Consider the following 11,704-nt stretch of genomic DNA (forward strand, 5'->3'; position numbering starts at 1 on the left):
AGCGGCGATCCCGCGACGCGAGTGGCAACTTCCGGACACACGGCCATTTTTCGGGTGTTCCAGTAGTGAAATAGAAGCTCACTCCCCTTTAGTACTTGATTAGCCGCCCGGAGTGCTCCATGCCAGATTACCGCTCGAAAACATCCACCCACGGCCGCAACATGGCCGGCGCCCGCGCACTGTGGCGTGCCACGGGGATGAAAGATGACGACTTCAAGAAGCCGATCATCGCGATTGCCAACTCGTTCACCCAATTCGTACCCGGCCACGTCCACCTCAAGGACCTGGGCCAACTGGTCGCCCGCGAGATCGAACGCGCCGGCGGTGTCGCCAAAGAATTCAACACCATCGCCGTGGACGACGGCATCGCCATGGGCCATGACGGCATGCTGTATTCCCTGCCGAGCCGCGAGATCATCGCCGACTCCGTGGAGTACATGGTCAACGCCCACTGCGCCGACGCCATCGTGTGCATTTCCAACTGCGACAAGATCACCCCCGGCATGCTGATGGCCGCCCTGCGCCTGAACATCCCGGTGATCTTCGTGTCCGGCGGCCCGATGGAAGCCGGCAAGACCAAGCTCGCCTCCCACGGCCTCGACCTGGTCGACGCGATGGTCATCGCCGCCGATTCCAGCGCTTCTGACGAGAAGGTCGCGGAATACGAGCGCAGCGCCTGCCCGACCTGCGGTTCGTGCTCCGGCATGTTCACCGCCAACTCGATGAACTGCCTGGTGGAAGCCCTGGGCCTGGCCTTGCCGGGCAACGGTTCCACCCTGGCCACCCACAGCGACCGCGAGCAGCTGTTCCTGCAGGCCGGCCGCACCATCGTCGAGCTGTGCAAGCGTTACTACGGCGAGAACGATGAGTCGGTGTTGCCGCGCAACATTGCCAACTTCAAGGCGTTCGAAAACGCCATGACCCTGGACATCGCCATGGGCGGTTCCACCAACACCATCCTGCATTTGCTGGCCGCCGCCCAGGAAGCCGAGATCGCGTTTGACCTGCGCGACATCGACCGCCTGTCCCGCCACGTGCCACAACTGTGCAAAGTTGCGCCGAATATCCAGAAGTACCACATGGAAGACGTGCACCGCGCCGGCGGGATCTTCTCGATCCTCGGTTCGCTGGCCCGTGGCGGCCTGCTGCACACCGACCTGCCGACCGTGCACAGCAAGTCCATCGCCGAAGGCATCGCCAAGTGGGACATCACCCAGACCGACGATGAAGCCGTGCACACCTTCTTCAAGGCTGGCCCGGCCGGTATCCCGACACAAACCGCGTTCAGCCAGTCGACCCGCTGGGACACCCTGGACGACGACCGTGAAAACGGCTGCATTCGCAGTGTCGAGCACGCCTACTCCCAAGAAGGCGGCCTGGCCGTGCTGTACGGCAATATCGCCCTGGACGGCTGCGTGGTGAAAACCGCCGGTGTGGATGAGTCCATCCACGTGTTCGAAGGCCGCGCCAAGATCTACGAAAGCCAGGACAGCTCGGTTCGCGGCATCCTCGCTGACGAAGTGAAAGAAGGCGACATCGTGATCATCCGCTACGAAGGCCCGAAAGGCGGCCCGGGCATGCAGGAGATGCTGTACCCGACCTCCTACCTGAAATCCAAGGGCCTGGGCAAAGCCTGCGCCTTGCTGACCGACGGCCGCTTCTCCGGCGGTACTTCGGGCCTGTCCATCGGCCACGCCTCACCGGAAGCCGCTGCCGGTGGCGCGATTGGCCTGGTACAGGACGGCGACAAGGTGCTGATCGACATTCCGAACCGTTCGATCAACCTGTTGATCAGCGATGAAGAACTGGCGGCACGCCGGGTCGAGCAGGACAAGAAAGGCTGGAAGCCGGTGGAGAAGCGTCCGCGCAAAGTCACCACCGCATTGAAAGCCTATGCCCTGCTGGCCACCAGTGCCGACAAGGGTGCGGTGCGTAACAAAGCGATGCTCGACGGCCTGTAAGCCTCGCCCATGAAAATGCCTCGCCAAGTGCGGGGCATTTTTTTGCCTGGTGTTCTGACGCTGTAGTTTTTCATACGCCGGCCGATAACAGGCGCATCTGTATTCTCAAGGAACTTACCCGCATGGATGCCCGCTCTACCGCTCTACGCCCAGCTGCATGGGCGCTTTCCCTATTGGCGTTAGCCGGTTGCAGCTCGCTGCAAAAGCCTCAGGTGGACCCAGGCCTGGCACTCTTCAACGAAGCCATGACACTGCCGGCGCTCGACTACACCATCCTGCGCAACGGCGACAGAGTCGCGTACTCCGTCGATTTGCAGCAAAACCCGATCTCTGTGCAGTTCGACGCCTACTGCACACAAGGTCCTGGAAGGATGCTCTACCCCACGCGCACGGGCCTGCGGGCATTTACTCCCTCACCGGCAACAGGCTTCGACCTGCCGGCGGCACAGGCCCAACAACTGCAGCAAAGCGCTCAATTGCAGAGCGTATGCAAGGCACGCCCCGTACCCGACTGGCGGGTGCTGCAAACCTCTGCCGATCAGGGCTGGCTGCTGATCGACCGTAACAGCGTGCAGCAGCAAGGCAGTCAGATATCCGCCTGGGTCGCAGAGGATTACCTGCACTATCAGGTCGCCAAGAACGCATCGTTGTTCACTCAACGGCAGGAGCGGCTGACGCTGGATTGCACACAACGCACCATTACGTTGATGAGCCAGTTCAACCTCGATGAAACGCGCCAGATGATCAACGGCGAAATCCGTCGACAATTCAAGCCGCAAGCCTTGGAGCAAGCTTCCGGCGAACATGCCCAGCTCTTCAAGGCTCTGTGCCAGGCGCCGGTGGAGCTGGCCCAGTTACCCGCTTTCAAGGCGCGCCAGGCATTGCCACCCGCTGCCAGCGCAACGAATGCCAACCCAGCCGTACTGGCGGCCATCCGAGCGCTCGGCCTGCCTGCGCCAACCCGCACCCTGAGCGAGCTGGCCTACGACTATGACGCCGTGCTCTTCAACAACACCCGCGTGGGCGACCAGACCAAACAGACATTCATCAGTGTCGACAACGCATCGGGCCAGACGCTGGTACAAACGCGCGACTCGGCACTCGGCTTTAACCAGGAGCTGACCTTCCAAGGCCTATTCGATCTGGACAGCCAAGGTCTGGACCGCAAAACCGGCAGTGACAAGGTGAAGACCCGCCTCTTGGTTGGCCTGAGCTTTCAAGGCGATTGGCGTAACTTGCCCCTCGCCAGTGAGGTGGGCTACACCCAGACATGGTCAAAATCCATCAACCCCGATGGCAGTCCTTCGCCAGAGAACAGCGAGCCAAGAACCGTGACCTGCAAGGTCGCTCGGGAAATCCCGGCTGCCACCCTCACCCCGGACCTGAAGGGACAAGCCAAGGTACTCGACTGCGTTCAGATGAAAGGTTGGACTTATCAGGCAGCCTACCTGAGCGACTATGGGCTGTTCATCAAACTGCATGAGAACGCGTTGGTTGCGCAATGGAACTGGCATTTGAAATCGGTGAAGTGACGCGCGATAGCGTGGGTTGTTTGAGCCCATGAAAATGCCCCGCCACGTGCGGGGCATTTTTATTCCAGTGGCACTCAGAACTGCGGCGTGTAAGTCATGGTGAACATCACATTGCGCGGGTCGCCATAGTAGTTGCTGCCCCAGTTCGCGTTGTAAGCCGGGATGTAGTACTTCTTGTCGAACATGTTGTTCAGGTTCGCCGCGATGGTGAATTCCTGGTTGATCTTGTAGGCCACCCGCGAATCCCACAGTGCATTGCCCGGCACGCTGAAGGTGCGATCGTAGGCAACGGTGCTGCTTTGCGCCGTCACGCCAGCGCCGACGCTGACCTTCTGCCAGTCCCCTGGCAATTGGTAGTCGCCCCACACCTTGAGCAGGTGCTTGGGCGTCCAGGTGCTGAAGACCTTGCCTTCGTAGGTGTCGTCCTTGAGGAACTTGGTGGTGTTGTAGGTATAGCTGGAGACCAGTTGCAGACCCGGCAGCACTTCACCGCCCAATGTGGCTTCAAAACCCTGGCTGCGGACCTTGCCCGAGGCCACCGAGCAATACCAGCCATTGCAGTTCATCGGCCCTTGCAGGTCCTGGACGCCACGGTTTTCCTGGTCGTAGCGGAAGATCGCAAACGAGGTGTTGAGGCGGCCATCGGCCAGTTCACCCTTGATGCCCAGCTCGTAGTTCTTGCCCTCGATAGGCTTGAGCAGAGAGCCGGAGGTGGTCAGGTTGGTTTGCGGCTCGAACGCATCGGCGTAGCTGGCGTAGGCCGACCACTGATCGTTCAGGGCATAGACCAGGCCGGCATACGGGGTGACCTTGCCGGAGGTTTGCGTGGTGCTTTCCTCGGCGGCGCCGTACACGCCCTGGCGACCGCTCTGGCCGATGTAGGAGTATTCGTACCAACTGGTGCGCGCGCCGAGGATCAGGGTCAGTGGGTCCAGCACCTTGACGCGCCAGGTGCCGTAGAGGCCTTTCTGGCGAATGTCATACCAGCTCTTCGAGGCGTTCCCGGCCTGGAACAACTGGTATTTGTCGCGCTGCACACGGTTGTGGTCGATGTTGAAAATATCCGCGCCATTCGTTGCCGCCCGCGCCCACTGGTCGTCGGTGGTGAGTTTGGAATAGTTGGCGCCCAGGACCATTTCCTGCTGGAAACCCAGGCCGTCGAACTTGCCGTTGACATACACATCCGCGCCGCGACTTTTGGTATTGAAGTCGGTCACCCAGTCGATGTAGCGCACATTGCCCGTGTCGCCGGGGTTGGGGACGGTGTCCCACGTCGCCTGGTAGGTCGCGTCGTTATGCTCGTCCATTGCCACCAGCGCGGCCTTCACTTTCCAGTCATCGTTGAAACGATGCTCCAGGTCGGCGAACACCTGGGTCTGGTTGTTGACGGCACGGTTCCAACTGGCGCCGACAAAGGTCGAACGCGGCAGGCCGATATCACTGCCATTGGCGTAGCGGGGCAACGACATGAAGTTGGGGCGTGAGTGGCCTTTCTGGTTGCTGATGCCGACGCCCACGGTGGTGTCTGGCGTGAAGTCGTAGTCGACGGCGCCATAGACGGTCTGATTCCAGCCGCCCGCGTAGTCGACGAAAGAGTTCGTGGTGTCGTAATCCGCCACAAACCGCCCGCGCAAGGTGCCTTCTGGGTTGAGCGGGCCGCCGGCATCGACTTGGGTGCCGTAGTGGTCCCACGAGCCGGCCTTGGCGGTGATGGTCACCGTCGGCGCCTGCTGGCCACGCTTGCGCACCAGGTTCATGGTGCCGCCGGGGCTGTTCGCGCCTTGCAACAAGGCGGCCGGGCCACGCAGGGTTTCGACGCGGTCGTAGATCGCCATGTTTTCCGTGAGGTAACTGCCCAGCGTGTAAGTGTTGCGCGGGATGCCTACGCCGTCGTACTGCAGGGTGCCGATCTCGAAACCCCGGGAAAAGATGAACATGCCGGGGCCGGGGGACTTGGTCGCCGTCAGGCCGGGGGTGCGCTTGACCACGTCGGACAGCTTGGTGGTGTTCTGGTCGTCCATCTGCTTGCGGGTCATGACGCTGACCGATTGCGGGATGTCCTTGAGTTTCTGCTCGCCCTTGCCGATGGTCACGGCACCCGTGGTGTAGGAGCCGGTGCCTTCGGTGGTGACGCCCAGGCGTTCAGCGCTGATGGTGGTGGCGCCGACTTCAAGGGCGCCACCGGCATCCACACGCTTTTCCAGGGTGACGGTATCGGCGTTGATAAACGCCGCGCTCAACCCCGTGCCGCCGAGCAGTTGCCCCAAGGCTTCACGCTGCCCCAGGTTGCCCTTTACCCCCGGCGACACCACCCCCTGCGTCAACTCACCGTTCACCAGCACCTGCACCCGTGTCACTGCCGAAAATGCCGCCAGCGCGCCGTCCAGGCTCTGCCCCGGAATGTCGAATCGGTAAGTCTGGGCCTGGGTGGTTTCGGCGGCCTGCAGGTACAGCGGCGCAGTGCCGCAGGCCATGGAAATGGCCAGTGCCAGCAAGGGCCGTGCGGCGAATCGGTGTGCCATGGATGGTGCTCCCCGGTGCAAAAAAGTCTGTGATCGGCGCCGCACTACTTGAGAGTGCTTACTATTTACGCCTCAGTGATCAAGGACGATGGCTTGCGGGGAAACCCTGAAAATATTTTGCAAAAGTTGCCGCTAAGAGGCTTTGCCTTCACGCAACACCAGTAAATACGGGGTGTAGTGCTCAGCGCGCAGGTTGAGGGTGTATTCCAGCGCTTTGATCACGGCATCGGGTTTGTCGATCTCGAACACGCCGGACACCACGCGATTACGCAGCGCATCGCCCAGCACCAGGGTCGTGCCGGGCCAGTAGCGGTTCAACTCGCTGACCACTTCCGACAGCGGCTGTTGGCGGAACACCAGTTGTCGCTGGCGCCAGGCAAAACCGCTGGCCGCATCGAAACCGTGCACCTCGGCAAGGCGCTGGCCCTGATATTCCACGGCCCGTCCCGGCTCCAGGTAGACCGGCTCACCGGCGCCCGCGCTGACCTGCACCTTGCCCTGCGCCACTTGCACGCGCGTCTGCGCATCCCGCCTTGCCACGCTGAACTGGGTGCCGACCACCTTCACCCAGCCCTCGCCGGACTGCACCACGAAGGGCCGCGCCGGGTCTTTGGTCACGCTGAAAAAACCTTCCCCGCGCAACAGGCGGATCTGACGCTCACCGCCGCTCATGCGTACCTGAACAGCACTGTCAGTGTTGAGCTGCAACTGGGAGCCATCGGCCAACTCGACCGTGCGCGACTCGCCGGTGCCGGTGGCATAGTCCGCGCGCAGGCGGTCGAGCCAGGGCGTGTGCTGCACGGTCAACCCAACCGTCAGCAGCACCGCAGCGGCATAAGCCCAGCGCCGCGCGGGTTTGCGCCACGCGGCCTGCTCGGCGCGGCGGATCAGCCGTGCCGGTTTACGCAAACCGCCGAGCATCGCCTGCACTTCCTGCCAGGCGTCGTCCTGGGGCTGGCCCTGCCCGAGCCAGGCGGCAAAGGCGTCCATCTCGGCCGGGGTCACGTCCTCGGCCTGCAAGCGGAAATACCAGGCGGACGCTTCTTCGAACAACGCGTCGGCAGTAGGTAAAACAGTCATGGCCGACGTCCTTGTGTATCGCAGGCGAGCCGCGTCTTGATGTAGGCGCGGCATTCAATCAAGGCGCGACGCAGTTGGTATTCCACGCTGCGCGGGCTGATCGACAGGCGTTCGCCAATTTCGCGGTAGGAAAGTTCGTCGACATGATAGAGCAGGAAGATCTGCCGAGTCGCCTCGGGCAACGCCAGGATAGCGTCCTGCATCAGTTGCTCCTGCTGGTAGGCGGCCAGTTGTTCGTCGGCACCGGGGTTGCCGCACGGCAGCTCTTCGCTGGGCTCGCCGGCATCCAGGCGCTCACGGCGGATGGCCTGGCGCTGGTGATCGCGCACCAGGTTGCTGGCGATGGTGAAGAGGAAGGCGGGCAGGTTGTCGATCTTCTCGCCGGAGTCCAGGCGTGCCAGGCGCAGGAACGACTCCTGGGTCAGGTCGGCGGCCACCTGGGCGCTGCCGGTGCGGCGGGTGACGAAGGCTTCGAGGGCTTTCTTCTGCTCCGCGAACAGGCGCGCGATCTGCGAATTCCAGGAGGACACAGCACTACCTTGAGAAGAACGGAGGGTTCAGGAAGTGCGCACGCTAGCAGAGGATGAGATTGGTTCGCAATTGATATCTATTTTTGCTGTGACCTTTGGGGTGTCAATCAGATAGCTATCGGGGGCAAGCCCCCTCCCACAGTTGACCGAGTTCACACTGTCGAAATGTGGGAGGGGGCTTGCCCCCGATCAAAGCCACCTCGGACTTACTGGATCTCGTCAGGCTTGACGATCACCCAGTTCTTGTCCGCCGTCACCGGCAACCCTTCCTTGGCCTGCGCCGCCGCATGCTTGGCGATCATGCCGTTCAACTGGGTCATGTACTTGTCCTTGCGGTTGATCCACAAATGCACGCCGCCCTTGGCCACGTCTACATCGTGAAACAGCATGTAGCCATCGCTGGTCGGCGTATCGCCGCCTACCAGTACCGGCTTTTTCCATTCGTCGATGTAGGTGAGGATCGCCGCATGCTTGCCGGCCATCCAGGTCGCCGGGGTCCACAGGTAGGGGGTGAGTTCAAGGCCGAGGTTGGCCTTCTCGTCATACTTGCCGGCGGTGATCTGTTTGCGCGCGGTGGTCAGCTCGCCGGTCTTGCGGTCCTTGAGCAAGGTGGTGACGCCGATGACGTTTTCGGGTTTGACGTTGTAGCCGTACTTCGGATCGGCGGCGACCATGCGCACCAGCTCTTCGGAAGCGGCGGTCATCACATACACCTCGATGCCGTTTTCCATCAGCTTGTTGTACAGCTCGGCCTGGCCGGTGAAGACTTTCGGCGGTTGCACCTCGGACTTCTTAACCGCGTCACCTTCGAAATAGGTGACGGGCACGGGTTTGCCGGACGCCATCAACTCATCGACCTGCACCTTGAGTTCCTTGAGGGTAAACCCCGAGAACACCTGGGCAACCCACGGGTAGCAGACCATGTCGTCCACTTCGCAGAGGCGATAGTAGTAGCTGAACAGACTTTCCTTATGGTCGGCGGTGTCTTTGAACGGCATAAGCTTGAGCGACGGATCGAGGCTGTCACGGGTGATCAGGCCCTTGTTTTCCATGTAGGGCAGCAGGGACTCTTCGAGGTCATAGCGGTAGCTGGTGTTGTCCATGTCGAACACCGCGAAATTGCCCTTGTTGGCGTTGGCGGCGATCATTTTGTTCAGTTGCTCGGCAGCCGGGGCCGGCCAGTGTTTCAACTCGGTGGCGGCCATGGTTGGCCCGGCAAGGCCCAGGCACAGCGCGGCGGCAAACAATCTCGAAGCGAGCTTCATATGTGTTTTCTCCCTGAGTGAAAAACATCGACGCTAACAAATCCCTGTGACAGTTATCGCCCGAGCACGACCGCTTGCGTCGTGATCGCGCCAATCGCATGTGCCTGAGCGTCAACGGCTTATTCCAAAAACGACAGTCACCATTCCATATCGGTATTAAATCAATATATTTCAAGCTGTTAGGCTTTCCGGTTCGCAATCGCAGGCTCGCGCGATTGGCTGCCTTCTCAACGGAGCTTCAATGAATCTGCCCCTGATTCTCAACTTACTGGTGTTCGTGGCCCTGTTGCTGGGCGTGGCACAAACCCGTCGCACAAACTGGAGCCTGGCCAAGAAGGTGCTGTTTGCCCTCGTCCTTGGCGTGGTGTTCGGCACCGTGCTGCACACGATCTACGGTGACGGCAACCCGGTGCTCAAGGCCTCCATCGGCTGGTTCGACCTGGTCGGCAACGGTTACGTGCAATTGCTGCAAATGATCGTGATCCCGCTGGTGTTCGCGTCGATCCTCAGCGCCGTGGCACGCCTGCACAACGCCTCGTCCCTGGGCAAGATCAGCTTCCTGACCATCGGCACGCTGCTGTTCACCACTGCGATTGCGGCGCTGATCGGCATCGCCCTGACCAACCTGTTCGGCCTCACCGCCGAGGGCCTGGTGGCCGGCACCCAGGAAATGGCGCGCCTGCAAGTGATCCAGAGCGATTACGCGGGCAAGGTCGCCGACCTGAATATCCCGCAACTGCTGCTGTCGTTCGTGCCGGCCAACCCGTTCGCCGACCTGGCCCGAGCCAAGCCGACCTCGATCATCAGCGTGGTGATTTTCGCCGCATTCCTGGGGGTTGCCGCGCTGCAACTGCTCAAGGATGACGTGGAAAAAGGCCAGAAAGTCCTCAACGCCATCGACACCCTGCAAGCCTGGGTAATGCGCCTGGTGCGCCTGGTGATGAAGCTGACGCCGTATGGCGTATTGGCGCTGATGACCAAAGTAGTCGCCGGCTCCAACCTGCAGGACATCATCAAGCTCGGCAGTTTTGTGGTGGTGTCGTACCTGGCCCTGGGCCTGATGTTCGTGGTGCACGGCCTGCTGCTGTCCCTGGCCGGGATCAACCCGCTGCGTTTCTTCCGCAAGGTGTGGCCGGTGCTGACCTTTGCCTTCACCAGCCGCTCCAGTGCCGCGGCGATCCCGCTGAGCATTGAAGCGCAGACCCGTCGCCTGGGCATCCCGCAGTCCATCGCCGGGTTTGCCGCCTCGTTTGGCGCGACCATCGGCCAGAACGGTTGCGCCGGTCTTTATCCTGCGATGTTGGCGGTGATGGTCGCGCCGACCGTGGGCATCAACCCGCTGGACCCGCTGTGGATCGCGACCCTGGTGGCAATTGTGACCTTGAGTTCGGCAGGCGTAGCCGGCGTGGGCGGTGGCGCAACCTTCGCCGCGCTGATCGTGCTGCCGGCCATGGGTTTGCCGGTGTCACTAGTGGCGCTGCTGATTTCCGTAGAGCCACTGATCGACATGGGCCGTACGGCGTTGAACGTGAATGGTTCGATGACGGCGGGGGCGATTACCAGCCAGGTCATGGGGCAGACGGATAAGGCGTTGTTGAATGCCGATGAGCATGCGGAATTAGCGCCGTCATAACGAAATCAGCTAGCAGGGATCTAGCTCCCTGCTAGCTCAACCGATCGGCAGCCTTCCGGTAAACGTCTTCACGCTCACGCTTGTCGACGGCAACGACAAATACCGTAATTTCCTGCTCAATCACTTGATACACCAACCGATAGCCGCTGCTGCGAAGCTTGATCTTGTAGCAATCGGGCAAGCCATGTAGACGGCTGGCTTCAATACGTGGGTTGATCAATATCTCAGCCAGCTTCTTTTTAAACTGTTGGCGAACGGTGTCGCCAAGTTTGTGCCATTCCTTTAAAGCGCGTGCATCGAAATCAAGCTCATAGGTCATCCAATGAGACCTTCACTCGCTGAGGCGCAGCCAACCGCTCCCGGACGGTTACGAACAAAGCCTCATCATCTTCAGTCATGAGCACAGGTTTGAAGGGCAACTGGCCGCGCTCTGCCACATACTGCAATGCTTGGCGCATCAATTCCGATGGGGTGACGCCGAGCTTTTCCAACTCGTAATAAGCGCGAGCCTTAAGGTCGTCGTCGATACGTACGTTAATAGAAGCCATGGGGCAGCCCTCACTGTAAAGACATTAGTCATTACGGTGACGCATAATGGCCTCTTCTGCAAGTACGGCTTGTCCGGTTCCGACTAGGCTTTTTCCCAGACTTCGAAGTTGTACGCAGGCTTGTCGCCCTCAGCTGCATTCTCGAGGTTCGACACCAGCCTCCACCGGTTCAAATCAAACTCCGGAAACCACGCATCCCCCTCCGGGCTCAGCGCCACCCGCGTCAAATACAGGCGATCCGCCTGCTCCAGCCCCTGCGCATACAACTGCGCGCCGCCGATCAGCATCAGCTCATCCACGCCCTGCGCCAGCGCCCACGCCTCGGCACGTTCAACCGCGGCCTCCAGTGACGGAAAAACTTCCGCACCTTCCAGCGCCAGATCGGTCTGACGGCTGACCACGATGTTCAAGCGCCCCGGCAGCGGTCGGCCCAGAGAATCCCAGGTCTTGCGCCCCATGATGATCGGCTTGCCGAGCGTGGTGGCCTTGAAATATTTGAAATCCCCCGGCAAATGCCAGGGCATGCTGTTGTCGACGCCGATCACACGGTTTTCACCGAGGGCTGCGATCAGGCTTAAAGGGAGAGTTTTTTTCATGGCGACGAGAATACCAGAGCCCCGAGCCAGGGGTTAT

General features: G+C 61.0%; 10 protein-coding genes. 3 read left to right on the plus strand and 7 right to left on the minus strand.

The genetic code is table 11. The annotated features are described in order from the left end of the window. The first annotated feature begins 119 nt into the window (after nucleotides 1-119). Nucleotides 120-1,961: a dihydroxy-acid dehydratase gene (ilvD, locus tag BLR69_RS19795; protein WP_071494495.1), complete on the plus strand. Its 1,842-nt coding sequence runs from the start codon at nucleotides 120-122 to the stop codon at nucleotides 1,959-1,961. Between the two features lie 122 nt (nucleotides 1,962-2,083). Continuing rightward, entirely contained in the window at nucleotides 2,084-3,493 is a 1,410-nt protein-coding gene (locus tag BLR69_RS19800) for a surface-adhesin E family protein (RefSeq protein WP_134434897.1), read from the plus strand. Nucleotides 3,494-3,567: 74 nt separating this feature from the next. Here BLR69_RS19800 and BLR69_RS19805 read toward each other — a convergent pair whose 3' ends face one another. From BLR69_RS19805 to BLR69_RS19820, 4 genes are all read right to left on the minus strand, one after another. Further along, nucleotides 3,568-6,015: a TonB-dependent siderophore receptor gene (locus BLR69_RS19805; protein WP_071494497.1), complete on the minus strand. Its 2,448-nt coding sequence runs from the start codon at nucleotides 6,013-6,015 to the stop codon at nucleotides 3,568-3,570. A 132-nt stretch (nucleotides 6,016-6,147) separates the two neighbouring features. Next, the gene (locus BLR69_RS19810; RefSeq protein ID WP_071494498.1) at nucleotides 6,148-7,095 is read right to left on the minus strand and encodes a FecR family protein; all 948 of its coding nucleotides are present in this window, start codon (nucleotides 7,093-7,095) and stop codon (nucleotides 6,148-6,150) included. Then, on the minus strand, nucleotides 7,092-7,625 hold the full coding sequence (locus tag BLR69_RS19815) for an RNA polymerase sigma factor (RefSeq protein ID WP_071494499.1): 534 nt from the start codon (nucleotides 7,623-7,625) through the stop codon (nucleotides 7,092-7,094). Before BLR69_RS19815 ends, BLR69_RS19810 begins: the two co-directional genes overlap by 4 nt. A gap of 206 nt (nucleotides 7,626-7,831) precedes the next feature. Next, nucleotides 7,832-8,890 carry a phosphorylcholine phosphatase gene (locus tag BLR69_RS19820; RefSeq protein WP_071494500.1) on the minus strand — a complete coding sequence of 353 codons (1,059 nt, stop codon included), beginning with the start codon at nucleotides 8,888-8,890 and terminating at the stop codon, nucleotides 7,832-7,834. Nucleotides 8,891-9,131: 241 nt separating this feature from the next. Between BLR69_RS19820 and BLR69_RS19825 the strand changes: the two genes are divergently transcribed. Continuing rightward, nucleotides 9,132-10,523 (plus strand): L-cystine transporter, encoded by a 1,392-nt coding sequence (locus BLR69_RS19825; protein WP_071494501.1) that lies wholly within the window; start codon nucleotides 9,132-9,134, stop codon nucleotides 10,521-10,523. A gap of 31 nt (nucleotides 10,524-10,554) precedes the next feature. Here the strand turns inward: BLR69_RS19825 and BLR69_RS19830 are convergent, their stop codons facing one another. The 3 genes from BLR69_RS19830 to BLR69_RS19840 all read right to left on the minus strand — a co-directional run bounded on the left by BLR69_RS19830 (nucleotide 10,555) and on the right by BLR69_RS19840 (nucleotide 11,667). Next, nucleotides 10,555-10,842, minus strand: a complete 288-nt coding sequence (locus BLR69_RS19830) for a type II toxin-antitoxin system RelE family toxin (RefSeq protein ID WP_071494502.1) — start codon at nucleotides 10,840-10,842, stop codon at nucleotides 10,555-10,557. Then, nucleotides 10,832-11,071, minus strand: a complete 240-nt coding sequence (locus tag BLR69_RS19835) for a type II toxin-antitoxin system RelB/DinJ family antitoxin (RefSeq protein ID WP_071494503.1) — start codon at nucleotides 11,069-11,071, stop codon at nucleotides 10,832-10,834. The genes BLR69_RS19830 and BLR69_RS19835 overlap by 11 nt, the downstream gene beginning before the upstream one ends. An 83-nt stretch (nucleotides 11,072-11,154) precedes the next feature. Next, a complete protein-coding gene (locus tag BLR69_RS19840; RefSeq protein ID WP_071494504.1) occupies nucleotides 11,155-11,667 on the minus strand; it encodes a dihydrofolate reductase in 513 nt (170 codons plus the stop codon). Between the last annotated feature and the right edge of the window lie 37 nt (nucleotides 11,668-11,704).

It is taken from the genome of Pseudomonas azotoformans (assembly GCF_900103345.1).
Classification (GTDB): Bacteria; Pseudomonadota; Gammaproteobacteria; order Pseudomonadales; family Pseudomonadaceae; genus Aquipseudomonas; species Aquipseudomonas azotoformans.